Annotated in this window: 29 protein-coding genes; 12 read left to right on the top strand and 17 right to left on the bottom strand. The window is 68.1% G+C overall.

Annotation, left to right across the window (positions count from 1 at the left end):
* Nucleotides 1-6 precede the first annotated feature (6 nt).
* Together IM25_RS04970 and IM25_RS04975 are read right to left on the bottom strand one after the other, a co-directional pair.
* Nucleotides 7-417, bottom strand: coding sequence for a VOC family protein (locus IM25_RS04970; protein ID WP_065996473.1), 411 nt, complete (start codon nt 415-417; stop codon nt 7-9).
* A 5-nt stretch (nt 418-422) separates the two neighbouring features.
* Nucleotides 423-872, bottom strand: a complete 450-nt coding sequence (locus tag IM25_RS04975; protein ID WP_033097561.1) for a helix-turn-helix transcriptional regulator — start codon at nt 870-872, stop codon at nt 423-425.
* 157 nt (nt 873-1,029) lie between these two features.
* On the opposite strand from IM25_RS04975, the gene IM25_RS04980 reads away from it, so the two are divergent.
* Together IM25_RS04980 and IM25_RS04985 are read left to right on the top strand one after the other, a co-directional pair.
* Nucleotides 1,030-2,037 carry an NAD(P)H-dependent glycerol-3-phosphate dehydrogenase gene (locus tag IM25_RS04980; protein WP_006553146.1) on the top strand — a complete coding sequence of 336 codons (1,008 nt, stop codon included), beginning with the start codon at nt 1,030-1,032 and terminating at the stop codon, nt 2,035-2,037.
* Nucleotides 2,038-2,147: 110 nt separating this feature from the next.
* Nucleotides 2,148-2,822: a nitroreductase gene (locus IM25_RS04985; RefSeq protein ID WP_033097479.1), complete on the top strand. Its 675-nt coding sequence runs from the start codon at nt 2,148-2,150 to the stop codon at nt 2,820-2,822.
* 22 nt (nt 2,823-2,844) lie between these two features.
* On the opposite strand, the gene IM25_RS04990 is transcribed toward IM25_RS04985, so the two are convergent.
* The gene (locus tag IM25_RS04990; protein ID WP_006553144.1) at nt 2,845-4,032 is read right to left on the bottom strand and encodes an ATP-binding protein; all 1,188 of its coding nucleotides are present in this window, start codon (nt 4,030-4,032) and stop codon (nt 2,845-2,847) included.
* A gap of 216 nt (nt 4,033-4,248) precedes the next feature.
* Between IM25_RS04990 and aztD the strand changes: the two genes are divergently transcribed.
* Both aztD and IM25_RS05000 read left to right on the top strand, forming a co-directional pair.
* Complete coding sequence (gene aztD / locus IM25_RS04995) at nt 4,249-5,490, top strand: zinc metallochaperone AztD (RefSeq protein WP_065995814.1); 1,242 nt, start codon at nt 4,249-4,251, stop codon at nt 5,488-5,490.
* Nucleotides 5,491-5,722: 232 nt separating this feature from the next.
* Nucleotides 5,723-6,961: a glycosyltransferase 87 family protein gene (locus IM25_RS05000; RefSeq protein ID WP_006553142.1), complete on the top strand. Its 1,239-nt coding sequence runs from the start codon at nt 5,723-5,725 to the stop codon at nt 6,959-6,961.
* On the opposite strand, the gene IM25_RS05005 is transcribed toward IM25_RS05000, so the two are convergent.
* Nucleotides 6,931-7,260 (bottom strand): branched-chain amino acid transporter permease, encoded by a 330-nt coding sequence (locus IM25_RS05005; protein WP_006553141.1) that lies wholly within the window; start codon nt 7,258-7,260, stop codon nt 6,931-6,933. The two genes, IM25_RS05000 and IM25_RS05005, sit on opposite strands and share 31 nt — an antisense overlap.
* Nucleotides 7,253-7,951, bottom strand: a complete 699-nt coding sequence (locus IM25_RS05010) for an AzlC family ABC transporter permease (RefSeq protein ID WP_006553140.1) — start codon at nt 7,949-7,951, stop codon at nt 7,253-7,255. Before IM25_RS05010 ends, IM25_RS05005 begins: the two co-directional genes overlap by 8 nt.
* Nucleotides 7,952-8,004: 53 nt before the next feature.
* On the opposite strand from IM25_RS05010, the gene IM25_RS05015 reads away from it, so the two are divergent.
* Entirely contained in the window at nt 8,005-8,736 is a 732-nt protein-coding gene (locus tag IM25_RS05015; RefSeq protein ID WP_065995815.1) for a M50 family metallopeptidase, read from the top strand.
* Here the strand turns inward: IM25_RS05015 and IM25_RS05020 are convergent.
* On the bottom strand, nt 8,705-10,489 hold the full coding sequence (locus IM25_RS05020; RefSeq protein ID WP_065995816.1) for a 2-isopropylmalate synthase: 1,785 nt from the start codon (nt 10,487-10,489) through the stop codon (nt 8,705-8,707). The genes IM25_RS05015 and IM25_RS05020 overlap by 32 nt on opposite strands.
* A 187-nt stretch (nt 10,490-10,676) precedes the next feature.
* Between IM25_RS05020 and IM25_RS05025 the strand changes: the two genes are divergently transcribed.
* Nucleotides 10,677-11,348: a FadR/GntR family transcriptional regulator gene (locus IM25_RS05025; protein ID WP_065995817.1), complete on the top strand. Its 672-nt coding sequence runs from the start codon at nt 10,677-10,679 to the stop codon at nt 11,346-11,348.
* 49 nt (nt 11,349-11,397) lie between these two features.
* Here IM25_RS05025 and IM25_RS05030 read toward each other — a convergent pair whose 3' ends face one another.
* Nucleotides 11,398-12,048, bottom strand: coding sequence for a cyclase family protein (locus IM25_RS05030; RefSeq protein ID WP_006553136.1), 651 nt, complete (start codon nt 12,046-12,048; stop codon nt 11,398-11,400).
* A 19-nt stretch (nt 12,049-12,067) separates the two neighbouring features.
* Nucleotides 12,068-12,874: an acyl-CoA thioesterase domain-containing protein gene (locus IM25_RS05035; protein WP_065995818.1), complete on the bottom strand. Its 807-nt coding sequence runs from the start codon at nt 12,872-12,874 to the stop codon at nt 12,068-12,070.
* A 59-nt stretch (nt 12,875-12,933) separates the two neighbouring features.
* On the opposite strand from IM25_RS05035, the gene IM25_RS05040 reads away from it, so the two are divergent.
* Both IM25_RS05040 and IM25_RS05045 read left to right on the top strand, forming a co-directional pair.
* A complete protein-coding gene (locus IM25_RS05040; RefSeq protein WP_065995819.1) occupies nt 12,934-14,010 on the top strand; it encodes a nucleoside hydrolase in 1,077 nt (358 codons plus the stop codon).
* A gap of 37 nt (nt 14,011-14,047) precedes the next feature.
* A complete protein-coding gene (locus tag IM25_RS05045; protein WP_006553133.1) occupies nt 14,048-14,446 on the top strand; it encodes a histone-like nucleoid-structuring protein Lsr2 in 399 nt (132 codons plus the stop codon).
* A 63-nt stretch (nt 14,447-14,509) separates the two neighbouring features.
* On the opposite strand, the gene IM25_RS05050 is transcribed toward IM25_RS05045, so the two are convergent.
* Entirely contained in the window at nt 14,510-15,922 is a 1,413-nt protein-coding gene (locus IM25_RS05050) for an FUSC family protein (protein ID WP_033097482.1), read from the bottom strand.
* A 70-nt stretch (nt 15,923-15,992) separates the two neighbouring features.
* Between IM25_RS05050 and IM25_RS05055 the strand changes: the two genes are divergently transcribed.
* Nucleotides 15,993-16,505, top strand: a complete 513-nt coding sequence (locus tag IM25_RS05055; protein WP_006553131.1) for a MarR family winged helix-turn-helix transcriptional regulator — start codon at nt 15,993-15,995, stop codon at nt 16,503-16,505.
* A gap of 13 nt (nt 16,506-16,518) precedes the next feature.
* On the opposite strand, the gene IM25_RS05060 is transcribed toward IM25_RS05055, so the two are convergent.
* A complete protein-coding gene (locus tag IM25_RS05060) occupies nt 16,519-17,034 on the bottom strand; it encodes a hypothetical protein (protein WP_084294962.1) in 516 nt (171 codons plus the stop codon).
* A complete protein-coding gene (locus IM25_RS05065) occupies nt 17,031-17,843 on the bottom strand; it encodes a DUF72 domain-containing protein (RefSeq protein ID WP_024102382.1) in 813 nt (270 codons plus the stop codon). The genes IM25_RS05060 and IM25_RS05065 overlap by 4 nt, the downstream gene beginning before the upstream one ends.
* Nucleotides 17,844-17,941: 98 nt before the next feature.
* On the opposite strand from IM25_RS05065, the gene IM25_RS05070 reads away from it, so the two are divergent.
* Nucleotides 17,942-18,523: an HdeD family acid-resistance protein gene (locus IM25_RS05070; RefSeq protein WP_033097483.1), complete on the top strand. Its 582-nt coding sequence runs from the start codon at nt 17,942-17,944 to the stop codon at nt 18,521-18,523.
* 25 nt (nt 18,524-18,548) lie between these two features.
* On the opposite strand, the gene IM25_RS05075 is transcribed toward IM25_RS05070, so the two are convergent.
* Nucleotides 18,549-18,956 (bottom strand): TIGR03618 family F420-dependent PPOX class oxidoreductase, encoded by a 408-nt coding sequence (locus IM25_RS05075; protein WP_006553127.1) that lies wholly within the window; start codon nt 18,954-18,956, stop codon nt 18,549-18,551.
* Nucleotides 18,957-19,083: 127 nt separating this feature from the next.
* Between IM25_RS05075 and IM25_RS05080 the strand changes: the two genes are divergently transcribed.
* Both IM25_RS05080 and IM25_RS05085 read left to right on the top strand, forming a co-directional pair.
* Nucleotides 19,084-19,413: a GYD domain-containing protein gene (locus tag IM25_RS05080; protein WP_006553126.1), complete on the top strand. Its 330-nt coding sequence runs from the start codon at nt 19,084-19,086 to the stop codon at nt 19,411-19,413.
* Between the two features lie 75 nt (nt 19,414-19,488).
* Complete coding sequence (locus IM25_RS05085) at nt 19,489-20,787, top strand: MFS transporter (RefSeq protein WP_019288841.1); 1,299 nt, start codon at nt 19,489-19,491, stop codon at nt 20,785-20,787.
* Between the two features lie 38 nt (nt 20,788-20,825).
* On the opposite strand, the gene IM25_RS05090 is transcribed toward IM25_RS05085, so the two are convergent.
* From IM25_RS05090 to IM25_RS05110, 5 genes are all read right to left on the bottom strand, one after another.
* Nucleotides 20,826-22,523 carry an AMP-binding protein gene (locus IM25_RS05090; RefSeq protein WP_065995820.1) on the bottom strand — a complete coding sequence of 566 codons (1,698 nt, stop codon included), beginning with the start codon at nt 22,521-22,523 and terminating at the stop codon, nt 20,826-20,828.
* Nucleotides 22,520-23,395, bottom strand: a complete 876-nt coding sequence (locus IM25_RS05095; protein WP_033097485.1) for an alpha/beta fold hydrolase — start codon at nt 23,393-23,395, stop codon at nt 22,520-22,522. The genes IM25_RS05090 and IM25_RS05095 overlap by 4 nt, the downstream gene beginning before the upstream one ends.
* Nucleotides 23,392-24,132, bottom strand: coding sequence for a hypothetical protein (locus IM25_RS05100; protein ID WP_033097486.1), 741 nt, complete (start codon nt 24,130-24,132; stop codon nt 23,392-23,394). Before IM25_RS05100 ends, IM25_RS05095 begins: the two co-directional genes overlap by 4 nt.
* Nucleotides 24,129-25,325 carry an acyl-CoA dehydrogenase family protein gene (locus IM25_RS05105; protein WP_065995821.1) on the bottom strand — a complete coding sequence of 399 codons (1,197 nt, stop codon included), beginning with the start codon at nt 25,323-25,325 and terminating at the stop codon, nt 24,129-24,131. Before IM25_RS05105 ends, IM25_RS05100 begins: the two co-directional genes overlap by 4 nt.
* A gap of 86 nt (nt 25,326-25,411) precedes the next feature.
* On the bottom strand, nt 25,412-26,011 hold the full coding sequence (locus tag IM25_RS05110) for a TetR family transcriptional regulator (protein WP_033097487.1): 600 nt from the start codon (nt 26,009-26,011) through the stop codon (nt 25,412-25,414).
* Nucleotides 26,012-26,072: the final 61 nt, after the last annotated feature.

Genomic DNA, 26,072 nt, shown 5'->3' on the forward strand with positions numbered 1-26,072 from the left:
GATCGGTCAGCGCAATTGCTGGATGCGGACCATGTTTCCCGCGGGGTCGCGGAGAGCGCAGTCGCGGACGCCGTACGGCTGGTCGGTGGGTTCCTGAACGATCTCGGTGTCGCCGGCCTGCAGCTGCTCGAACGTCCCGTCGAGATCCTTCGTCGCGAGGATGATCGATGCGAAGGTGCCCTTGGCCATCATCTCGGCGATGGTGGCGTTCTCCTCCTCCGTGATGCCGGGGTCGGCGTCCGGCGGGTACAGCACCAGGGACGTGCCGGGAGTGTCGCTGCGGCCGAGGGGGATCCAGCGTTTCCCGGCGTAACCGACGTCGTTGAGGACCTCGAAGCCGAGGGTGTCGCGGTAGAACGCGAGGGACGCCTCGGGATCGGTGTGCGGAAGGAATGTCTGGTGAATGGTGATGTCCATGCCGATCACGGTATGACCGGCGGACCCGTCCGCGCTTCTCGATTCCTGATCGGTCTGGTGACATTCTTCGCCACGCACGACGGGATGCCGTTCGTCTCCTCGCCCGCCTGCTTGCGGTACACGCTCGGGGGCACGCCGACGAGTTCCGTGAACCGGGTACTGAAGGTGCCGAGCGACGAACAGCCCACCTCGAAGCACACCTCGGTGACGGTGAGGTCGCCGCGTCGCAGCAACGTCATGGCCCGCTCGATACGCCGGGTCATGAGATACGAATAGGGCGACTCGCCGTACGCGAGCCTGAACTGGCGGCTGAGATGGCCGGCCGACATGTTCACGCCGCGGGCGAGGGCCTCGACGTCGAGGGGCTGGGCGTACTCGCGGTCGATGCGGTCGCGGACGCGGCGCAGCAACGCGAGGTCGCGCAGACGCTGATCGGTGACGGGTTTACCGGGCACGGGTCCGATCGTGCCACGATGCGCCGCCTCGATCCTGTCGTCGTGCGCCTCCACAGCACATCCGCCCCGCGAGGATCCCGGGACCACAAACCGGCCCCGCCGGGACCGGAAAACTGACACTCTGTCGATACCTGCCCGTACGGACGAAAGGTCACCGATGGCTCGTGCGGTTCGCGTCGTCGTTCTCGGATCGGGATCGTGGGGAACCACGATCGCGTCGTTGGCCGCACGCAACACCCCGACGACGTTGTGGGCCCGCAACGACGACATCGCGCGTGAGATCGACACCGAGCACCGCAACCGTCGATATCTCGGCGAACGGCCACTGCCGCAGGGCCTGCGCGCGACCTCCGATCTCGAAGAGGCCGCCCGCGAAGCCGACGTCCTGGTGATCGGTGTGCCGTCGCATGCAGTGCGCAAGACACTCGAGCAGGTCGTCGACGAGATCCGCGCGTGGGTTCCGGTCGTCTCGCTCGTGAAGGGCCTCGAGCCGGGCACCCGCCTGCGGCCCACCGAGGTGATCGCCGAATGCCTTCCGGGGCACCCCGTCGGGCTGCTCGCGGGTCCGAACATCGCCGGGGAGATCGCCGACGGCATGGCCGCCGCGTCGGTGGTCGCGATGCAGGACGAAGCGGTGAGTGCGGCGCTGCAACCGCTGTTCGCCACGTCGTTGTTCCGCGTCTATCGCAATACCGACGTGCTCGGCTGCGAACTGGGCGGGATCCTCAAGAACATCGTGGCGATCGCGGCCGGCATGGCCGAAGGGCTCAGCGTCGGCGACAACACCCGCGCGATGGTCCTCGCCCGTGGGCTGGCGGAGATGACGCGTCTCGGTGAGGCCATGGGTGCGGATCCGCGCACGTTCGCGGGCCTCACGGGGATGGGTGATCTCATCGCGACGTGCACGAGTCCGTCGTCGCGGAACCGCCGGGTCGGTGAGGCGCTGGCGCGCGGGCTCAGCATCGACGAGGCCGTCGAGGCGCTGGGGCAGGTCGCCGAAGGGGTGAAGACCGCGCCTACGGTCATGGAACTCGCCCGCGAGTACGGGGTGGAGATGCCGATCGCCGCCGAGGTCGCGGCCGTGGTGACCGGGAAGAGCACCCCCACCGATGCCTATCGGGGGCTGCGCCGGGTCACACCCGGCGACGAGAGGGACATCGTCTGACCTTCTCTACCGCTTTCTCGGACGGATCGTAGAAAGCCGAATAGTCGCCTGTCGTGTGCTCCCGACCGGCTGAACGAACGCTCGGTGAAGTGATGTGCCATCGTGGTGACATGACTTCTGCCGCCGACACGCTGTCGTCCCTGCTCGACACCCGTTTCAGCTGCCGCGCCTTCCTGACGAAACAGGTCCCGCGCGAGGACATCGAACGCATGCTGCAGATGGGTCAGCGCACCGCGTCCTGGTGCAACTCCCAACCCTGGCAAGTGCACATCGTCAGCGGCGACGCCACCAACCGCCTGCGCGACGCCGTCTACGCGCAGGCCACCTCGGGGAACATGGATCCCGACATCCCGGGACCCGCCGAATACCGCGGCGCCTATGCCGAGCGTCGCCGCGGCGCCGGCTACGCCCTGTACAACGCGCTGGGCATCGCCCGCGACGACTACCAGCGCCGCACCGAGCAGATGCTCGAGAACTACCGCTTCTTCGGCGCACCGCACGTCGCGATCATCACCTCCGACAAGGCCCTCGGCGTGTACGGCGCCGTCGACTGCGGTGGCTACGTCTCGACCCTGCTGCTCGCCGCCGAGTCGCTCGGCATCGCCGCCGTCCCGCAGGCCGCCGTCGCGATGACGGCTACCGCGCTGCGACGCGAACTGAACATCGGCGACGACCGCGACATCGTCTGCGCCATCTCGTTCGGTTACGCCGACGAGGCGCACCCGGCCAATGCGTGTCGCACGAATCGCGCGTCGCTCGACGAGACCGTCGAGTGGGTCGACTGAACTTTCGATCACCCCGGCCGGGTCAGTCGTTCTGGGCGCGCAGGTACCGCCCGAAGTGCGGAACGGTGAACCCGATGAACCCGCGCTCGGCGGAATAGATCAGGCCCTTCTTGATCAATCCGTCGCGCGCAGGTGACAGGGAGGCAGGCTTCCGTCCGAGTTCGACGGCGATCTTCGAGGTCGCGACAGGCCCGTCGTCGCCCGCCAGATCCGCCATGGCCCGCATGTATTCGCGTTCGGCGGGGGTCGCCCGTTCGTAGCGGGAGCCGAAGAAGCCGACGGCGAGTTCCTCTTCCGCAGTCGGTGCCGCGACCCGCACGTCGTCGGCGGTGATCGGCGAATCCGCTGCGACGTCCCAGGTCGTCTTACCATAGGCCTGCACGAAATACGGGTAGCCGTCGGCGGTTTCGTACAGCAGGTCGAGGGCGTCCTGCGTGAACTCGACGTCCTCTCGTGCCGCAGGCGCGATGAGCGCGAGATCCGCTGCCGCACGGTCGAGCCGGTCGATGCGGTGGTAGGTGAACAGCCGCTCGGAGTAGGACTTCGACGCCGACAGCACCGCGGGCAGGTGCGGCAGACCGGCCCCGACGACGATGAGCGGCGCGGCGTCCTGGCTCAGCTCGTGGCAGGCCCCGCAGATCGCTGAGACGTCGTCGGAGCCGAGGTCCTGCATCTCGTCGATGAACAACGCGATGCCCACGCCCACGTCGCGTGCGAGTCCTGCTGCGTCGACAAGCAGTTCGACGAGGTCGATCTCGATGTCGCCCGAGTCGGCCCGCCCTTTCACGGCCGGAGCATCGATGCCGGGTTGCCAGCGTTCGCGCATGCCCTTGTCGGCGGTAGCCCGCAGCGCGAACGACTTGAGCACCCCGAGGAAGTACTCCACCGATTCCGGGTCCGGATGCGCGGCGGCGATCTCGCGGACCGCCATGTGCAGCGCCGACGACAGGGGGCGTCGCAGTCCTTGATCGGGACGGGCCTCGATCTTGCCGGTGCCCCAGCTCTTCGCGATGGCGGCGGAGCGCAGATGGTTGAGAAGGACGGTCTTGCCGACACCGCGGAGGCCGGTGAGGACGACGCTGCGTTCGGGTCGTTCCCGGGCGATCCGTTCGAGGACCACCTCGAACGCGGTGAGTTGCTTCTCGCGGCCGGCGAGCTCGGGCGGGCGCTGTCCCGCGCCCGGGGCGTACGGGTTGCGGACAGGATCCATCTGTCGATGCTAACGGCGAACTCATCGGATTCTGAGCTCATCTAGTGCGTGTCGTAGACGGCCGTATTCGCGTATGTCCGAGCTCGAAACCGCAGTTGTTGTCGACATTCGGCGATTTCTCGACAACAACTGCAACCTCGGCCGCCCGGAGCGACATGCACGCATGCGCATTTCAGACTTTGACATTCATTTTCGATAGTGGCTATTTCTTTCCCCATGACAACGCTCTCCCGCTACGGCGGCGCCGCCCTCACCGTCGTCGCTGCGACCTTCGCCGCCGCCTGCGGCGGTACGACCGAGGCCGACACCACTGCGGCCGACCCCCCCGAGACGACGACCTCCGCCGCCGCTTCCGAAGTGGCGACGGCGCAGCCGCGCCTCGCCCTGACCTACGACGGCGGCGTCCTCGTCGTCGAGGAAGAAGAACTCACCGTCGTCGACGACTTCGCACTCGACGGTTTCAACCGCCTCTCCCCTGCCGGCGACGGACGCCACGTGCTGATCTCCACCGAAGGCGGATTCCGCGTGCTCGACACCGGCAGCTGGACGGAAGCCCACGGCGACCACGGTCACCACTACACCGGCGCACCCACGCTCACCGACCTGACGTTCGCCGCCGAGAAGCCCGGACACGTCGTGCCGCACGCCGGGGTCACCGCCCTGTTCGACGACGGCACCGGACGCATCGACGTGTTCGCCCCCGCCGATCTCGCCTCGGCGACCGACCTGCCGGATCTCGACAGTCGCGCGCTCCCCGAGGCCCACCACGGCGTGGCCGTCCCGATGCCCGACGGCGGCATGCTCGTCACCCTCGGCGATTCCGAGGATCGGACCGGTGTGGCGCTGCTCGACGAGAACGGCACCGAGATCACGCGCACCGAACAGTGCCCGGGTGTGCACGGTGAGACGGTCGCGGCCGACGGGGTCGTCGCCTTCGGATGTGAGGACGGCATGGTGATCTTCCGCGACGGAACGTTCACGAAGGCGCCGGTGCCCGACCCCTACGGCCGGATCGGGAACCAGGCCGGCAGCGAGGACTCGCCCGTCGTCCTCGGCGACTACAAGACCGATCCCGACGCCGAGCTCGAGCGTCCCGAGCGCGTCGCGCTCGTGGACACCCGCACGGCGTCGGTGCGTCTCGTCGACCTCGGTACGAGTTACACCTTCCGCTCCCTCGGTCGCGGACCGGCAGGGGAAGCACTCGTTCTCGGCACCGACGGCAACCTCCACGTGATCGATCCCGACTCCGGCGAGATCGTCCGGCGGATCGAGGTGCTCGAGCCGTGGACCGAGCCCGACGAGTGGCAGGCACCTCGGCCCGCACTCGAGGTGCGGGGCGATACGGCGTTCGTCACCGATCCCGCCACCGATTCCCTGTACGCGGTGGACGTGACCTCGGGTGAGATCCGCTCTGCCGAACTGCCGCACACCCCGAACGAGATCAGCGGCGTCGCCTGACTCCGCTACCGGAGTATTCGTCTTTCTAGCTGTGGAGCTAGAAAGACGAATACTCCCCTCACGTCCGGCCGGTCGAGATCTTTCCGCAACGTGATCCGTCTCACTCCCCAAGTTCGCGAAACGGATTTCCCGACCAAAACGGTTGGGGAGGCGATATTCTCGGCGCCTGATCCCGAAGACAACGATTGTGTAACGTGGCGACGCACCTGTTTCCTACCGGGAGGTACCGCCCGTGCTGTTGACCGAAGTCCGTACCCGACCTGTTCGATCCTTGTTGATCGCCATCGGTCTGACGGTCTCGGCGCTGGCAGTCGCGGGATACCTGCGCGACGCGCTGAACGAGTACCTCATGGATCTCGACGTCTTCCGCGATGCCGGCTGGGCCTTCCTGCACCACACCCCGCTGTACACCGAGGGGTTCTTCAGCCATTCCGGTTTCCGGTTCATCTACCCACCCTTCGCGGCGTTCCTCTTCGCCCCGATGGCGTTGGTGGGCAGCACCGCCCTGCAGGTGTTGTGGACGATCGGACTCATCGCTCTCGTGTGGTGGGTGCTCGAGGTCGTCTACCAGCGACTCGACATGTCGCAGCCGAGCCTGATCGCAGCCGCGTCGCTCGGACCGGTACTGTGGCTCGAGCCGTTCCGCTCCAACTTCACGTTCGGCCAGATCAACATCGTGCTCATGGCACTGGTGGTCGCCGACCTGCTCGGTGTGATCCCGAAGCGCTTCCGCGGTGTCGGCATCGCGCTGGCCGCCGCCATCAAGGTGACCCCGGCCGCCTTCGGCCTGATCTTCCTGCTGCGCCGCGACTGGCCGTCGGCATTCCGCGCGCTGAGCGCCTTTGCCGCGACCGTCGCGTTCGGCTACTGGCTGCGCCCCGATTCGACCGTCTACTTCTGGACCACGGAGTTCTTCGCGACCGACCGCGCCGGCGACCCGTCGTTCTTCCGCAACCAGGCGCTCACCGGTCTCATCGCCCGTTTCGACTTCTCCGACGGCACCGCCAAGGCGCTGTGGCTGGCCGGTGCCCTGGTCGTCGTGGCCGGTACCGCGTGGGCCGCCTACCGCTTCCTGCGTGCCGACGAGCCCGTGGTCGCGGTGGCCCTGGTGGGCCTGGCGTCGCTGCTCGCCGCTCCGATCGCCGTCACCCACCACTGGGTGTACGCGCTGTTCCTCGTGCCGCTGCTCGTCGCGCCGGCCTACCGCCGCTGGTGGCCCGTGCTGGGGCCCGCCACCGTGGTCTTCCTCATCGGACCCAACCACCTGCTGCGTGAGGCGTCCTCCGGCGGCTGGGTCGAGCAGTTGCTCCTCGAAGTCCTCGGGACCTCGCAGTGCCTGGCCGCGATCGCAGTCTTCGTCGCCGCGATGGTCGCCGCGCGCCATCGTCGCCCCGGTGCCGAGAACGCCGTCGAGCGCGAGGAGACCGTCGCCGCGCCGGCTCAGGTCCAGAACGCCGACGCGACGAGATAGAGACCCGTCCCGACAACGGTGCTCAGCGCGGCGTTGCGTCGCCACAGATGCACCGCGATCGTGCCCGCGAGACCGACGGTCGCGGGTAGCCAGGTCGACTCCCCCACGTCACGCAGTGTGTACATCACCAGGATCACCATGACGCCCGCGGGCATCGTACGGCCCAGGAAATCGACGAAGGCGGAGTTCTTCAGCGCCGACAACGCGAGGAACGGCGCCGCGCGCAACGCGACCGTCACGACGAACATCACCGCCAGAGCGCCGAGGACATATCCGGCGCTGGGCACCGACTCAGGCACGGGCCACCTTGTTCCGGTAGACGAAACGCACGAACAGGCACACCACGAACAACCCGAGCCCGACGACGAGCATCTGGCTTTTCGCGACCAGCAATGCGACGAGACCGCAGACCAGCGCGAGCACCGGCGCCGGCACGTCGCGGTTGGCGCGGAAGGCATCGATCGCAAGCACCGCGAACAGTGCCGTGAGGGCAAACTCGAGTCCGGCGAGCCCGTCGGGGAGCACTGCCCCGATCAACGCGCCGATCGTGCCCGACACGACCCACATCAGCTGGCAGAGCACCTGGACCGTGAGGATGCGGGTACCCGAGAGCGGCTCACGTGCCTTGGGGGCGACGATCGCGTACGACTCGTCGGTGAGCGCATAGACGCCGTAGAGACGCCCGAGCCGGCTGCGGATGCGGTGCAGCGGGAACGACAGGCCGTAGAAGACGTGCCGGAAGTTCACCAGCAGCGTCGCCGCGGCGACCGAGGCGAGCGGCGTGACCGCCGCGATCAGACCGATCGCGAGGAACTCCATCGACCCCGCGTAGATGACGGTGGAGAAGATCGGCGCCCACCACCATTCGAACCCGCCCTGGGTGAGAACCACACCGAACGCGAGCCCCAGCGGTATCAGTCCCAGCCCGACGGCCCAGGAGTCCTTGATACCCGCGCGGATCTCGAGGGTACGACGGTCGGGCATGCTCATCAGGCTATCGCCGGGCCGGAAGTCTCGGCGCCCGGCCCGGAGGAAGGTGATCTGTGTCCACCTCGTTCACGGAGGTCGTGTCCTCCGCCTGGCAGGCCGTGTCGACCGTCGACCAGCCCGCTCCGACGGTGGTCGTCGTCGGAACGGCGATCGTCGCACTCGTGCTCGTCACCGTTCGGCCGCTGTGGCTGAAGCCCCGCCATGTCGTCACGCAGGCGCACGAGGGGTCGCACGCGCTGGTCGCGGCGCTCGTGGGCCGAAAGCTGTCGGGCATCCGTCTGCACAGCGACACCTCGGGGGTGATGGTGTCGTCCGGCAACCCGCGAGGCCCCGGCATGGTCGCGACCACCTTCGCCGGGTACACCGGTCCGGCCGTGCTGGGATTCGCGGCGGCGACGCTGCTGACCCTGGATCGGCCCGCCGCGGTGCTGTGGTCGATCCTCGCCGCGCTCGCCGTCCTGTTGCTGCTGATCCGCAATCTGTACGGATTCGTCTCGGTGGTGATCGCGGGTGCGCTCGTCGGTGCGGCCGCCTATCTCGGGGACCCGATCGTCCGGTACACCGCGGCGTACCTGATCACATGGGTCTTGCTCCTCGGCGCGACCCGCCCGGTCCTCGAACTCGCCCGCACCCATTCGCGCGGTCGTGGCCGGGGTTCGGACGCCGACCAGTTGCGCGGACTGACCCGCGTTCCGGCGGCCGTATGGATCGCGCTGTTCGCGATCGTCACGGCGGGGACCGCCTTCTACGGCGTCACACGGATCGTGGTGACCCAGCTGTCCTGAGTGGCCTCGGGATGCAGGCGGCAGCACGGACGACCGCGTGCAGGCTCGCGGTGAGCACGGAGCGGTGACGCCCCGCTGCCCACCGTGTGTCGTCGCCGCTGCGGAATTCGATCAGGGTGAGTGCGTCGGTGCCGACGCTGCTCTGATGGAGGCCGAGCACCTCGATATCGATGCCGAGACGGGCGAGAGCGTCGGTCGATGCTTCGACGGGACCCACGCCCTCGTGGACACTGCGGTGTTCGGTGCCGCCGACACCCAGCATGATCGTGGTGCCCGCGTCGGTCACGTCGAAGGCGCGCAGCACCGGTGCACCCGGGACGTCCGGCCGTGCGAGATATGCGGTGTCGAAGATCTCCCACAGTTCGGTCGCAGTGCCCTCCCCGCCGCTGGTGTCGGTGTGGTCTTGCACGTGGCGAGTGAAGTCGATTTGGAGCCGACGCGGAAGTTCGATGCCGTATTCGCTCTCGAGCAGGTAGGCGACCCCGCCCTTACCGGATTGCGAATTGACACGGATCACCGCGTCGTAGGTACGTCCTATGTCGGCGGGATCGATCGGCAGATATGGTACTCGCCAATCGATCTCGGACTCGGGACGGCCCTCGGCGACGGCGCGTGCCCGGTGCTCGGCGAACCCTTTCCTGATCGCGTCCTGATGAGTGCCGCTGAAGGCGGTGTGCACCAGGTCGCCGACATACGGGTGCCTCGGGTAGATCTCGATGCGATTGCAGTATTCGACGGTGTGGCGGATCTCGTCGATGTCGGAGAAATCGATCATCGGATCGATGCCCTGTGCGTGGAGGTTCAGTGCGAGTGTCGCAATGTCGACGTTGCCGGTGCGTTCCCCGTTGCCGAACACGCACCCTTCGACCCGCTGCGCCCCGGCGAGGACGGCGAGTTCGGCGCACGCGATACCTGTGCCGCGATCGTTGTGCGGGTGCACGGACAGGATCACCGCGTCGCGTCGCGCGAGGTTGGTGTGCATGTACTCGATCTGATCGGCATAGACGTTCGGGGTCGCGATCTCGACGGTGGCCGGAAGATTCACGATCACCGGCCGTTCGGGGGTCGCGTCCCACAACTCGGTGATCGCGTCGCACACCTCGAGCGCGTAGTCGGGTTCGGTGAGGTTGAAGACCTCGGGTGAGAACTCGAACCGCACGTTCGGCAGGTCGCCGGCCAGTTCCAGGACGTCGCGGCCACCGGCGACGATCAGTTCCGTCAGCGCGGTACGGTCGCGGTCGAGGACGACCTCGCGCCAGCTGGGAGCGGTCGCGGTGTACATGTGGACGACGACCTCGTTGCGGACACCCCGGACGGATTCCACAGTCCGCTCGATGAGGTCGCGACGTGCCGGGGTGAACACCACGATGGTGACGTCCGGCGGCGCGATGTCGGTCTCGACGATCAGACGCACGAAGTCGAAGTCGGTCTGCGAGGCGGACGGATAACCGACCTCGATCTCCTTGTATCCCATCGCGACCATCAGCTCGAAGAAGCGGCGTTTGCGGCCGGGATCCATCGGTTCGGCCAGTGCCTGGTTACCGTCACACAGGTCCACCGGCACCCACAGTGGGGCCGCGGTCAGACGTTGTGTGGGCCAGTTCCGTTGCGCCAGTGGAACCTCCACGCGAGAGTACACATCGCGGTAGCGATGTGAGGGCATGGCGGAGTGCCGCTGCCTGTTCCAGACGGGGGCGTCGGCAGGAACCGGACCGGCAGGAGTGAAGATTCGCGGGAACGTGCTGGTGCTCATAGGAGAAGTCCTTCGTCGATCGTCGTTACGAGGGACCGGCGCGTGTTCGACTCCACGACGGGGAGCCGGTCCGGCTAGGCCCCGCCGTGGCGGCGAAGGAGAAGGAACGCGAAGGAGCGCATGTCCCGAAGGCTAACATAACTCCTCGGACAAGTAGAGAAGTAGGCGACTCTGCGATGATGGAACCATGACCGTCGTCCGCCGCGAGCCTCTCGCCGACCAGGCCGCCGAACTGCTCCTCGAACGCATCCGATCCGGAGAATGGCCGCTCGGCGCCAAGCTGCCCGGCGAGACGACGCTGGCTCCGCAGCTCGGCGTCGGCCGCTCCACCGTCCGCGAAGCGATCCGTCAGCTCGCCGGACGCGGCATCCTGACCACCCGGCAGGGCGCCGGCGTGTTCGTCACCGCTCTCGACGCACCCGAGGACTGGACGCGCACGGTCGCGCGCGCCGACATCCTCGCCGTGATCGAGGCCCGCATCGCCGTCGAGGTCGAGGCCTCGGCCCTTGCCGCCGCGCGCCGCCCCCCCGCCGAACTGCGGGCATTGAAGAAGTCACTGCGGGAACGCGAAACCCATCGCACGGCCATCGAGGAACACGTCGACACCGACATCGTCTTCCACCGCACCATCGTGGTCGCCGCACACAACCCGATCCTTCTCGACCTGTTCGACGGCTTCACACCCCGTAACCGTCACGCCATGATCGAAATGCTCCGCACGCGCGGCACCCACGGGGACGACGCCGACCACGATACCCACCGACGCATCTACGACGCCATCGCGGACCGTGACGGGGTGACCGCCGCCGCCGTCACCCGCGACCACTTGTCCTCGCTCACGACGGCACTCGGCCGATAGCCGGGCCGGTTCTCTGCGGACGGTTCTCGACCTCCCGGGTGCGGGACGGTCACTTCTCGATCTGCATCGCGACCGCCCTCACCGGGGCCCCGTCGACGCCCGCGAACGGGATCGGCAGCAAGGACACGAGCGGATCCGCGAAGTCGATCGCGTCGAGATTGCGCAGGTTCTCGCAGATGATCGCCCCCGCGTCGGCGAGCACGTGGTGCGCTGCGAGCGTCTCGTCGCCCGTGGGATCCACGCTCGGCGCGTCGATTCCGACCGTGCGGACGCCGCGGTCGAGCAACCACCGGCACGCGTCGACGCTCAGGGCCGGATGCTCGAAATAGCGGTCGGTGCCGAAATACCGCGACCAGCCGGTGAGGACCAGCGCGATGTCGCCGGAGCCGATCGCAGGCCCACCCCACATGTCGGCGGTGACGAGCGCACCGGCGCCGACGCGGGCGCGCACGTCGAGCACCACTCCGCGTCCCACGAAGTTCTCCGGCGGTACCGCGTCGATCGCGGCGCCGCCGCTGCGCACGTGTCGCGGCGCGTCGACGTGGGTGCCGGTCTGCGATCCCATGTCGATGCGCATCAGGTCGAATCCGTCGGTCTCGACGGTGGCGTGCGGTGTGAACGTCGGTGCCGGATCCCCGGGATAGACCTGGATGGCCGGGGAGACGATGTGGGTCAGGTCGACGATCCGCCGAACACGCATGACATCACTCCTGTTCGGGTCAGCCGAAATCGACCTGCCGCTGCGCATTCGCGAGCGCGGTGACCACACCGGTGCCGAACGCGCCGAGACGGTCGAACAGCACCGCCGTGCCGACCGCGATGCCCTCGCTGCTGATGTGGTTGTCGGCCTCGATACCGACCTCCGGTCCTTCCGGCAGACGGGACAGTGCCAGGGTGACATCGGAATTGATGTAGCCGACACCTTTGTCCGACCAGTTGGTCACGAACGACGTGCCCTCACCGACGGTCGCGGTGTTGACGAACGGCGACAGCTCCTCGCCGACGATGATCGGCAGCTGCCGCGACCACAGGCGCTTGCGATCGGAGTTCTGGTGTTCCGACCGCACCCGCGTCCATCCCGGGCCGTCGCTGCCGTACCACGACGAGTACTCGAGCGGCCCGGGCTGCGTCTCCGGGGAACCGGGAGGAGGCGTCGGGGACTCGCCGCGCAACCACACCGACCCGGGCGGCGGCGCCGACTTGCGGAGGAAGGTGAGCGTTGCGCGCGCCGACACCTCTCCACCCTGCATCAGGTTCGCGTCGGCGACGCGGATGCGGTTGCCGTCGCGCACCCGGGTGGTGGTGAAGGTGATCGGCTCGTTGCGGACCGGCCTGAAGAGATCGAGGGGGAACCGGGACGGGACGAAACCCTCGACGGCATGGTGGATCTCGAGCTCACGCGCCACCAGACCGCTCACACACGGCCCGTTGAGCATCGTGTCCGACCACGGGCTGGTCGCATACTTCGTGGGCAGGTAGACACCGTCGTCCTCGGTGAAAAAACCGCGGTTCTTGCGCTCGTGCATTCGGGAATTCTCCCAGCACCGGCCGCGGTGCGCTCATCGGGATACCCGAAGATGGGATCGTGCATGTACACGAACCCGATGTTCCGGCTGCCCGTACCCGCCTGATCGTCGACGTCGACACCGGCATCGACGACGCTCTCGCCCTGCTCTATCTCGTCGCAAGCCCGGAAGCCGAGATCGTCGCCGCCCTGTGCACGGCGGGGAACGTGCCGGTGGACCAGGTCACCGCCAACACGCTGTCGTGGCTCGAGGTGTGCGGTCGGTCCGATATCGAAGTGGCTGCCGGATCGCAGGTTCCGCTGGTCGCGCCACTGATGACCACCGAGGACACGCACGGTCCACAGGGGATCGGGTATGCGGAACTCCCCGCTGCGTCGCAGTCGCGGTCGCCGCGATCGGCCGCGCAGGCGTGGGTCGATCTCACCCGCGAGCATCCGGGAGAGCTCACCGGGCTCGTCACCGGCCCGCTCACCAACCTCGCCCTCGCCCTGCGCATCGACCCGGAACTGCCGTCGCGGTTGCGTCGCCTCGTGATCATGGGTGGGTGTTTCCACCATCCCGGTAATACGACGCCGACCTCGGAATGGAACGTCGCGGTGGATCCGGAGGCCGCCAAGGTCGTGTTCGACGCGTTCTCGATCGTCCCTCCGGACCGGCGACCGATCGTGTGCCCGCTCGACGTCACGGAGTCGATCGAGATGCATCCCGAGCATGTCGCGCGGATCGGGGACGTCGTCGGTGTGCCCCGATCCGGGGAGCTGTCCCCGGACGCTCCGCGCGGTACGCGGTCGACGGCCGATGTCCCTCTCGTCCGCCACATCTCCGATGCACTGCGGTTCTACATGGAATTCCACCGTGACCAGGGCCTGGGCTTCCTCGCGCACGTGCACGACCCGTTCGCCGCGGCGGTCGCGCTGGGCACGGTTCCCTACACCTCCCGGCCCGCGACGGTCGACGTCGAGCTCGACGGACGGCTCACCCGGGGCACGACGGTCGCCGATCTGTCCGGTATGTGGCAGAGGACGCCGAACGCGGATATCGTGGCGGGCACCCGTCCGGCAGAGGTCTTCGATCATTTCGTCGAGCGGGTGGGATCGTACATTCGCGACTTGAACCTACCCCCGAGTAAGAACTAGCGTCGACAGCGCACAGTTCGGGGACAAGGAGATAAACGTGGCACAGAAAGTGCGCGTCCAATATTTCGACGATATCGACGGCCAACCGATCATGGACGGCCTGGCGCAGTCGTTCCGCATCACGGTCGACGACGACGAGTACGAAATCGACCTGCGGCCGGCGAACGCAGACAAGTTCCTGGCGGTACTCCGCCCGTGGTTGCACGAGAAGGCACCTGAGAAGCCCGCTTCGAGCACCCGCACCATCACGCCGAAGCAGACGGCAACGAAGGCCCGCACACGGACGGCGGGGACTCACAAGGCGATTCCGCCCACCCGGTCGCCGGAGCAACTGGCCGCGATCCGGCACTGGGCCCGTAACAAGGGTTACGACGTCAGCTCGCGCGGCCGGATCCCGCGTCACATCCTCGAGCGGTTCGAAGCCGCTCACTCCTGAGCATCACCCGGCTGCCTCCCCCGCGGCAGGCCATGAACGCCACCGACGACCGGTGCCGCCTCGTCACGCGACGAGATGGTGCCGGTCGTCGCGTCGGATGGTCACCGCAGCGACGATCACGCCCACGACCACGCCGATGACGGTGTCGGCGACCCGGTTGACGGCGAGGCCCGGACCCGCGTGCTGCCCGAGACCGGTGAGCAGCAACGCCATCGTCGTCACCCCGACCGAGGCGAGCCCGTAGTTCCGGGTCACCGTGAGTTCGGTGAGCGTCTGGAACAGCACGGCGGCCGCGACCACCGGCCAGTAGTCCAGGTCGAGCGCGAGCAGCACGGCAGCGATCATGGCGCCGCCGACATTTCCGATCAGACGCTGGATACCGCGCTGAACAGTGTTGCGGTAGTTCAATCCTTGCAACGCCGCCATGGCACCCATCGCAGCCCACAACGGATGGTCGAGCCCGATCGGTGCGGCGAACGACGCGGCGAGCAACGACGCCACGAAGATCCGGGCCGCTCCGATCAGCACGAGACGGTCGAGCAGACGACCGCATCCTTCGCGGACGAAGCCGGGCGGCGTGGGCAGCACCGGCCGCCCCTCGGCATCGACACGCGGAATCTCGATGTCGCGCCGCGCTTTCCGAAGTTCCTTCTCGAATCGGGAGAAATCGTCGCAACGTGCGCGGGAGGTGTCGTGCGACCCGCTGTCGAGAACCGTCTCGGCCGCGTCGAGCAGTGCGGCCAGTTCGTGGACATGGGCGTCCGGACGTCGCGAGGCGTTCAGTGCGACGGTCTCGCGCGCCTTCCGGATGCTCTGTCGCGCAGCGGGAACGGCGTCCGCACCGCGGATCTCGACGGCGGAGACCGCCGCGAGGGCGCGTGCGACCGCCAGACGAGCGGGCGTGTGGGGATGGGAGAGCGCGGGGAGCATCGCGATGACATATCCGAGCAGAGCACCGATGGTCGCCGCGGCGGTGACCAGCCCCGCATCGCCCCATCCGTCGGAGAAACCGGCGGCGCCGGCGGCCGCGAAGATGAGGATCACCGGGCCGGGGCCCATGAGCGAGAAGGCCGTGAACACCCAGTACGCGACGGCCGAGCCCAGCGAGAGCGCAACGATCTGCACCCACAGCGGGGCGCCCATCGCGCCGAGCGCAGCCCCGAATGCGGTGTAACCGACGATGCCGAGGCCGACCCACGGAAGGCGCACGGCGAGACGCGGATACGGTTCGTATCGCAGGAAGGCACTGGTGAGTGCGCCGAGGGCGGCGAAGCCGGCGACTTGTCCGTAACCGAGCAGACCGCCGCCGACGAGGGCGAGCATCGTCGCGAACCCCACGCGCAGCGCCACGGCCACGGTCGGATCGCCGCGCCGCACTTCGAGGGCGTCCTTCCACGCGCTCGCCGACAGCGAATGTGCGAGCGCTCTCCGGGTGTGACGGAGCTGAGGGCGGTCGTCGAGTCGGCGGTCCAGCATCCGTCCACCCTATTGTTTCACTAGTAAAATATCTATGAAATTGTTCGTCCGCTGCCGTTAGACTTGCCACATGCCCTCCGAGACGCCCCAGCCCGATTACGTCGATCGCGTACGTCTCGGATGGACCGCCCACTACCCCGGCCTCGACCTGCGCCCCATCGACGTGATCGGTCGCATCACCCGCATCGGGTCGCTCGCGCTCACCTACTTCGATCGGGAACTCGAACCGAGCGGCATCAGCCGCAGCGAGTTCGAGGTACTCAGCGCGCTCGCCCGCAGCGACCACCCGTTACGCGCCAGCGAGGTCACCTCGATCACGGGGATCTCCGGTGCGTCGACGACGAAGCACACCGAGCGACTCGCCAAACTCGGTCTCGTCGAACGCACACGACTCGAACGCGACGGCCGCGTCGTCCTCCTCACCCTCACCGACGACGGGCGCGCACTCGTCGAGAAGGAGTTCCCGCGACGCCTGGCACGCGAGCGGCAGATGCTCGACGGACTCGACGACGACGAGGTTCAGGTCCTGTCCGACCTGTTGCGCAAGGTCGTCCGCAACGTCGAGAACCACTATCCGGCCTGATCCCCCGAACAGGTCAGGGCATCTCCTGCGTCTCGGCCCGTTCGATCTCGCTCACGGCGCGGCGCAGATACGCCTCGGGAGCCACGCGGCGCGCAGCGACGAGATCGGCGACGACGAGCAGGCCCGCGGCCAGATACTGCTCGGGACGGATCTTCGGGCGTTCGGCGTCGGAATCGGACACTCCGAGCGCACCCGTGAGCACAGCAACAACGGCTTCGGGTTCGAGCGATGGCAGCCATCGCAGTCCGGAACGGACGGAGCGTTCGAGCACGGCCTGCACGTCCTCACCGGCGAGACCGTCGGGATGCAGTTCCTCGAGCAACTCCCGGACCATGCCCGCGTGCACGGCCGTGACCTGCTCGTAGGGCAGGTCGACCAGTACCGCGACCGCCTCGTCGAAGGGCTCGGCCGACTCGCTGCGGGCAGCGGCGAGCGCATCGGCGGTGGCCGTCGCGATCTCCCGCGTCGTTCTCGGCCAGTGGTCGGGCCACACAGCGATCTCCTGTCCTTCCTCCGGACGCCCGGTCACAGGCGTTCCTGCAACGCGAGCGCGTCGTGCGGTGCACAGCCTTTCATGTCGTTGTCGAAGTACACGTAGACGTCCCGGCCGTCGCCCAGCCATCCGCGGATCCGCTCGGCCCACACGTCGAGAACGTCGGGGGTGTACCCGCTCGCATACAGCTCCTTGTCGCCGTGCATCCGCACGTAGACGAAATCGCTCGTGACGTCGGTGAGGAACGGGAACTTTCCGGCCGTGTCGGCGACGACGAGCCCGATGTCGTGCGCGCGCAGCAACTCCACGGCCTGCGGGCTCGCGAGGTCGGGATGCCGCACCTCGACGGCGTGCCGCAGCGGACGCTCGGCGTCCACCTCCACCCACACCCGATCGTCGGCGAGTTTGTCGGTGTGCCGGCGGGCGAGTTCGCCGGCGGCCATCGTCGTGCGGGGCAACCGGGTGAAGAAGTCCGCGAACCTGTCCTCCTCGAAACCGAGGGTCGGCGGGAGCTGCCACAGCACCGGACCGAGTTTCGGGCCGAGCGCGAGCACACCGGAGGCGAAAAAGTTGGCGAGGGCGTCGTCGACCCCCGCGAGCCGTTTCATGTGGGTGACGAACCGCCCGCCCTTGACGGCGTAGACGAAGTCGTCGGGTGCGGCGTCCCGCCACGCGAGATAGCTGCTCGGGCGCTGCAGCGAATAGAACGAGCCGTTGATCTCGATCGATCCGAACCGCTGGGCGGCGTATTCGAGTTCCCGGCGTTGGACGAGTCCTTCCGGATAGAAGTCTCCGCGCCAGCCCGGATAGCGCCATCCCGATATCCCGATCCTCGCCCCGGCCACGTTTCCGAGCGTAACCTCGGCTTCGATTCGGCACGCGAAACAGCACGACCGCGCTTATCCTCTGGGCTACAAGATCACATCACACGCCAGGAGCCGTCATGTCCACGAGCTCGGTTTCTTCCAACGATCCGTTCCGATCATTACTGAAGCAGATCTGGTGGGTGGTGCTGCTGCGCGGCATCCTCGCGGTCCTCTTCGGTGTCGTCGCACTCGTCTGGCCCGGCATCACCGTGTGGGCGCTGGTGGTCGTCTTCGCGGCCTACGCGATCATCGACGGCATCGTACTGGTCGTCCAGTCGGTCCGTGACAAGCCCGAGGGCTGGGGCTGGTGGCTCGCCATGGGCGTCGTCTCCGTCCTCGCCGGCCTCGTCGCACTGTTCTGGCCCGGCATCACCGCACTCGCACTGCTGTACGTGATCGCGTTCTACGCCATCCTGTTCGGCATCACCGGCATCGTCGGCGGCATCCGTTTCCGGAAGGTCCCCGAGTCCGGATGGGTGTGGTCGGTGCTCGCCGGCGTCGTCGCCGTCCTGTTCGGCATCGTGCTGCTGATCTTCCCCGGCGAGGGCATCCTGAGCCTGATCGTCCTGCTCGGCATCTACGCGATCCTGTTCGGCGTGCTGCTCATCATCCTGGCGTTCCAGGCACGCAGTACGGCGAAGAAGGCCGGCGTCATCTGACCACCGGCCTTTTCCCCGATCGATCTCAGGCGTTGCGCAGGCGACCCCACGCGTGCCAGCGGTCGATCTCGATCCACGCGTTGACGCGCTTGCCGTCGCGCGCGTGGTACGGCTTGCCCGTGTAGTGGCGAGCGATCCGGTCGATGTCCTCCAGGGACGGATCGTCGGTGAATTCGACGACCCGCCCCTGGAGGCTCACGTGCGTGATCCAGTCCTGCGGATCCATCGCCGACAGGCTCACCCGCGGATCGTTCCGCAGGTAGTCGAGGCGCTTACGGGTGGAGTCCATGTTGACGAGGATGCGGCCGTCCTCGTAGACGTACCAGGTCGGAACGGACACCGGATGACCGTCCGGGCGCAGAGAGCTGATCGTGGCGTAGTTGGGCTGGGTGAGGAATTCTGCGACGGCCCCGGGCACGGGTCGTTTCGGCACGGCACTCCCTTTCGATGCGGTGGATGGATCTCGATATCGAGACTAGGCCGCGATTCCCGGCGAAACCGTCCCGGGTGACGAGGGGAGGACCGACCATGGAGGTCGGGATCCTCGAAAGGAGACGATCATGCCGCGATATCTCTGGCAGGTGAACTACACCGCGGACGGCGCACGCGGGTTGCTCACGGACGGCGGTACGTCCCGGCGCGACGCCATCGTCCGGATGGTCGAAAGTGTGGGCGGGACGGTCGATTCGGTGCACTTCGCGCTCGGTGGTCACGATCTGTACGTGCTCGGCGAGGTGCCCGACGAGATCGCGGCCGCGACACTCGAACTCCGCACCATCGCCTCCGGCGCCGCGCGCTCCACGCCGATCGCCCTGCTCACCCCCGAACAGGTCGACGAGGCCGCGCGCCGCGACGCGAGTTACCGGACGCCGGGGAGCCAGGACGGCTGACCGCTCGCCTCCCGCGACGCACTGCTGGGTATCGTCTGCTCATCCTGTTGCTTTCTCGAAGAAAGTGAATTCGTGATGAGTGTGCGCCCGGCCCAGCGCAGTGACCACCGACCGGCCCGCATCCACCCGGCATGGTGGGTCGCCGCGGTGGCCTTCCTCGCGTTGTTCGGCGCCGCCGGCTTCCGGGCGGCACCCGGCGCGCTCATGGTGCCGCTGCACGACGAGTTCGGCTGGTCGACGAGCGTCATGTCGCTCGCGGTCAGCATCAACCTCGTCCTGTTCGGACTCGTCGCACCGTTCGCCGCCGCCCTGATGGACCGGTTCGGCATGCGCCGGGTGATCTCGTCGGCGCTGTTCCTGGTGGCCCTCGGCGCCGGTGGCAGCGTCGCCATGACCGCCTCGTGGCAGTTGCTCGTGTTCTGGGGACTGCTCATCGGTACCGGCACGGGGTCGATGGCCCTGGTCCTGGCGGCGACCATCGCCGACCGGTGGTTCGTCGAGCGGCGCGGCCTGGTGATGGGCATCCTCACGGCCGGTTCCGCGACCGGCCAGCTGGTGATCCTCCCTCCCGTGGCCGCGCTCGCGGAGAACGTCGGGTGGCGGCAGGCCTCCCTCGTGATCGCCGCGGCGGCGCTCGTCGTCGTCCCGCTGGTGTGGGCGGTGATCCGCGATCATCCCGACGAGCGCGGCGTCCTGCCCTACGGGGCCGACCCCGAGACCTACATCGCGCCGGCACGGGCGACCGGTGGTGCCGTCGGCCGCGCTCTCGAAGGGCTGGTCTTCGCGGTGCGTCACCGGGCGTTCTGGGCCCTCGCGATCGCCTTCGCCATCTGCGGAGCCACCACCAACGGACTCGTCGGCATCCACTTCATCCCGTCGGCCCACGACCACGGCATGCCCACGACCACCGCGGCGAGCCTCATGGCCGCCGTGGGGATCTTCGACATCGTCGGCACCATCGCCTCCGGATGGCTGACCGACAAGTTCGACCCCCGCAAGCTGCTGGCCTTCTACTACACCTTCCGCGGCGTGGGTCTGCTCCTGCTGCCCTGGTTGCTGCAGGAGTCCGTGCACCCCAGCATGATCCTGTTCGTCGTGGTCTACGGCCTGGACTGGGTCGCCACCGTGCCGCCGACTGCGATGCTGTGCCGCCGGATCTTCGGCGACCGCGGAACCATCGTGTTCGGCTGGGTGTTCGCCTCCCACCAGATCGGTGCCGCGGCGGCCGCTTTCGGAGCCGGGGTCATCCGCGACAACCTCGGCACCTACACCTACGCGTGGTGGGCCGGAGCGTCCCTGTGCGCGGTCGCCGCGTCGCTGTCGATTCTCACCAGGGGCCGCGTCGCCACGACCGCACCGATGGGCCGCAACTGAGCGACGCGACCGCGTGCGGATCGTGACGACGCAGGACGCTATCCGGCTCGGAAGTCGCGTTCGCTACCGGCCCACTCGCGGGCCCACTCGCGCAGTTCCACGGCGCGGATCTTCGAGCCGTTGCCCCCGACCGTGGTGGGCATCCGTTCGATGACATGGATCGCCGTGGGCACCTTGAAGGCGGCGAGGGTCTCGCGGCACCAGGCCCGAAGGGTCACCGACGTCGTGTCCGCGGGTGCGTCGTCGGTGGGGACGACGAAACCGATCGCCTCCGTGTAGCCGCCGTCGCCGGTGATGCCGACGACCTTGGCCGTGGCCACGCCGGGATGCTCCGCCAGACGCGTCTCGATCTCGGCGGGGGCGACGAGGAAGCCGCGCAGGCGCAGGACGTCGCCCATCCGGCAGACGTAACGGAAACCCCCGTCGCCGAGGTCGACGGCGAGGTCGCCGCTGCGGAACCAACCGTCGGCCGTGAACGCGCGCGCGGCGGCGTCGGGGTTGCCGAGATAGGCGTCGACGACGTTCGGGCCGCGGAACTGCAGTTCGCCCTGTTCGCCGGCCGGGAGGACCCGATCGTCGTAGGGATCGGCGACCCGCAGTTCGATCGCCGTGTCGACCGCGCGTCCGCCACCGTTCCAACGCACCGATTCCGGATCGTCGGCGTTCCACAGCATCGCGAGGGCGAAGACCTCGGACGAACCGAACACACCGGAGGTGTGGGTGCCGAATTCGTCGCGCAGCCATCGGGCGATCTCGTGGGAGCGGCCGAGGAAGTCGGCGATGCCGACCCAGCGCAATGACGACAGATCGACGCGTTCGCCGTCGTGCCAGGCGTCGTAGAGACGGCCGAACAGGTCGTCGGCGCCCACCGCGTGTGTGACCCCGACCTCCCGCATCCGGCGCAGGACCGCATCCGGATCGAAGACCGTCTCCATGAGCAGCGCTCCCCCACCGGCGAGCGCCGCCATCGCGGTACTGAAACCGAAGACCCCCGAGACCGGGAGCACGCACAGCGCCACGTCGCCCTCGGCGACCTTCATGATCGCGGCGTCGGCGCGTCCGTGACGGACGACCGCGTTGCCGCGATGTGCGGCCAGCTTGGGCACGCCCGTGGAACCGGATGTCGTGAACGCCACCGCGATCCGATCCTCGGGATCGTCGTCGATCCCGGCCGGGGTGAGTGTCGCGGTGTCGGGGGTCTCGGGAGCGCTTGCGCCACGCGTGTCGCCGCTGCCGGCCGTCCACGCGCCTCCGCCGAGATCGAAGTCGGCCGGGGACGCCGAGGGGTTCGCCGGTCCGGGCACCACCGCAACCACCGGGGTGGCCACATCGGGCACGGACGCCGCGGCCTCGGTGAGCCGACCGAACAGGTCGAGTCCGTGGAAGGCGGCCGGCACGGACACGACGGCAGGTCGTGCGGCGGTGAGTATGTGCGCGACCTCACGGGTGTTGTAGCGGGTGTTGACACCGATGACGTGGGCACCGAGCGCGGAGGCCGCGAACTGCCACACGAGTGCGTCGGACCAGTTCGGCAACATCACCGCGATGCACTGGCCGGCGCGCAGGCCGATGCCGTCGAGTTCGCTGCGCACGGCCTCGACCCGGTCGCGGAACTCTCCGCGGCTGCGGGCCACCGCCACGTCGTCGACGATGTCGTAGGCGATCGGGGCATCCGGATTCGCGGCGACGAGCCCGTCGAGCAGTGCGGGCAGGGTGTCGGTGCGGGTGGTGGTCACAGCGCTGCCTCCTCGGGAACAGCGACCCGGCGCAGTTCACCGATCCAGGTGTCGGCGAGCGCGGCGAAGTCGTCGATCTCCTCCATCGGATAGTGCCCGATACCGGCCAGTGCCGTGAAGCGGGCGCGTCCGGGAAGTGCGTCGTTGATGGTGTCCGCTGCCCGGGCCACGGCGTCGGGGTCGATCCACGGGTCGTCGACGCCGGCGACGAGGTGGATCGGTGCGGTCACCCGGTCGAGGCGGTCGCGCACGTCGTGGGTTCCCCAGCCGATGAGGTCGGACGACGAGATCTCCGGGTCCTCCCGCTTGTGCATGAGCGCGATCGTGTGCGCCTTCACCTCCGGAACCGAACGTCCCACGGATGCAAGAGTTCCCAGATAGGTGCGCTCGGAGCGCGACGGTCCGGCGACGTCCTCGAGTTCGCGGCGCAGACCGGTGACGTTGACGCGGCCCGGGCCGGGCTCGGCTTCCATCGCCACGGCCCCGGACAGCGGACGGTCCGGGCGGGTCGCGAGTTCGAGTGTGAGCTTGCCCCCGATCGAGCAGCCCATGACGAACGGCCGGTCGATCCCGAGCGCGTCGAGCACCTCGCACAACCAGTCGCCGTAGGTGATCAGGCTCGTGACGGGGCCGCCGGGTGCCGGTTCGGAACGTCCGTGGCCGGGCAGGTCGGGGACGACCACCCGGTAGCCGCGGTCGGCGAGATCCCGGGCCGCGTGGCGCCACTGCACGCCGCTCTGGCCCGCAGTGTGGATACACAGGACGGTGGGCAGGTCGGTCGCGTCGAGCACGTTGCCGGATCGTGCGTCGGGAGTGACGATCTCGACGAAGCCGAGCGCTCCGCCGATCTCCAGGTAGCGGGCCTCGATCATGAGCGGGCCTTTCGGGCGAGGGCACGGGCGTGCCCGATGATCGTGTTGAGCGGCTTGGTCAGGCGTAGGTATTCGTATCCGTCTCCGGTGGAGGAGAATTCGCCGCGGATGGCGCGGCGCATGAAGTCGTTCTCCTCGGACAGGACGAGATCGGTCCAGGCGTGGTCGGACGCGACGAAGGTGAACGTCGCGCCGTGCGGGGTGCGCCGGGTGACGTCGACGATCCGCCCCTTGTAGATGCGCAGGTGCAGTTCGATCTCGCCGCTGCGCAGTCCGATGGTGCCGTCCCAGGTGGACAGCGAGGAAGCAAAGTCCCGGTCTTCCGAGAGGCTCTCGGCGAGCAGTGCGCCCCAGGCGGGTGTGCAGAATTCCAGTTCGGGAACCGTCGGCTGTTCGTCGTCGAAGGTCCATGTCTCGGTGCCGGATTCGCGTACCGTGCCGGCCTGGTCCACGAGCCGGACGTAGCGGCGCGCGGTCCGTCCGGACACGCGGGTGATCACGGTGTCCGCCGATACGACGTCCGATGCGGAGACCGGATCGTTTGCGTTCCAGTCGAATCCGGACGGTACGCCACCGGGAACGGACGGGACGAGCGAGGCGACGGCCAGGGCACCGAGGACGGGTGAGTTCGCCGGTGCCACCGTACCGGAGGCGGTCAGGACATCGGCCACGGTGCAGGGTTCCGAGGCGGTGCGGTCCCCGACGGTGAGCGGGCGGGTGACGGTGTGTGCGCTCATGCCTGCTCGGGCCTTCCCAGGAGTTCGTCGGAGATGATGCGCATCTGGATCTCGCTGGTGCCCTCGAAGATCTTCGTCAGACGTGCGTCGCGCCAATGGCGTTCGACCTGGAAGTCGGTGGTGTATCCGGCGCCGCCGTGGATCTGCACGGCCTCGCTGGTGACCTGCTCGGCCATCTCGGTGGCGACGAGCTTGCACATCGACGCCTCGAGCGAGCACCGCCGGCCGGTGTCGATGTCGGTGGCGACCGAGTACATCAGCTGGCGTGCGGCCTCGATGTCGGCGGCCATCTTCGCGATCTTGAACCTCAGATGCTGGAAATCGCCGATGGGGCGGCCGAACTGGCGGCGGGGGTGCACGTACTCGATCGAGTCCTCGAGCGCGGCGCGGGCGAGGCCGATGGCGCGGGCGGCGGTGTGGGCACGGCCCACCTCGAGGCCGGAGACGGCGAGGTAGAAGCCCTTGCCCTCCTCGCCGAGCATCTTGTCGGCCGGGATGCGGAAGTTGTCGAACGACAGTTCCCAGGTGCTCCACCCGAAGTAGCCGATCTTGCGGACCTTGGTACCCGAGATGCCCTCGGGAAACACGCCGCGTTCCTTCTCGACGAGGAAGGCGCTGATGCCGCGATGCGGCTTGGCCGGGGCCTTGTTCGGGTCGGTGCGGGCGAAGAGCACGAGGTAGTCGGCCTCGTCGGCGTAGGTGCACCACATCTTGGTGCCGTTGACGACCCAGTCGTCGCCGTCGCGCACGGCGCGGCACGAGATGTTCGCGACGTCGGAGCCGGCCTCGGCCTCCGACAGGGCGTACGCGCCGAGGTACTCACCGCGCGCGACCTTGGGCAGCAGTGCCGCCTCCTGCTCGGGGGTGAATCCACCACCCATGCCGTTGCCGCGGGCGAGCAGACCCGACACGCTCATCCATGCTCGCGACAGTTCCTCGGCCACGAGGCAGTACTCGAAGACGCCGAGCCCGAGACCGCCGTGTTCCTCGGGGATCATGATCCCGAAGAAGCCGATCTCGGCCATCTCCTTCTTGAGGGAGTCGGGGATGGCGCCCTGGACCGGGTCGAGTTCGTTGGCGACGGGCAGCACCTTCGTCATCGCGAAGTCGCGGGCGAGGTCGCGGATCGCGAGGCGTTCCTCGGTGAGATAGCGCGGGGAATCGGTGCGCGGCTGCGAGGGGCGGTGGGTCATGGGAGGTGCACTCCTTCGATGGACCGGAGTAGGTCATTAACGCTTGTTCACCCAGTACAGCACGGCACCCATGACCCGTCAACGGTTCAGCGCGAATATCCGACCAGATTGAGCGCGTATCCGGCGAAATCGTCGGCAACCTCCTGTGCCGAGAGGGGTCCGCTCTCCCGGAACCAGAGGGGGATGCCGGCGCACATCGTCAGCACCGCGGTGACCCCTTGATGCACTCGTTCGATCGTGAAAAGTCCCTGCTCCACACCGTCTTCCGCGATATCGACGAAGAGTTGCTCCTGCGCGTCGCGTGAGCCCACCACGCGCTTGCGGTCGAGCGGGCCGAGATACCGCAGTTCCGAATTCGCCACCAGGCAGGCCCGCGGATTCCGCGCGGTGTACAGCGCGTGGGCCGCGACCGCCGCGCGCCACCGCTCGGCCGGATCGTCACCGACCTTGCGCAGCGCGTTGCGGGTCGCCGTGAACTGCTCGTCACTCGCGCGGCGGAGAATTTCCACGAGCAGTTCCGACTTGTTCTCGAAGTGGTTGTAGACGTTGGCAGCGCTGCAACCTGCGGCGTTGGCGATATTGCGCATCGTCGCCCCGTGGAATCCGCACTCGTAGAACTCGTCGAGCGCGGTCTCGAGAATCCGTTCCCGAATGGACGAGGACGCTCCGTTCGACCGGCTGTTCATCCCTGCACAGTAGGCACACATCGCGCCGACCAGCAAGAACCTTCCCGTTGACGGGCAGGCG

The sequence above is a fragment of the Rhodococcus sp. p52 genome (assembly GCF_000763325.2).
GTDB lineage: Bacteria > Actinomycetota > Actinomycetes > Mycobacteriales > Mycobacteriaceae > Rhodococcus > Rhodococcus pyridinivorans.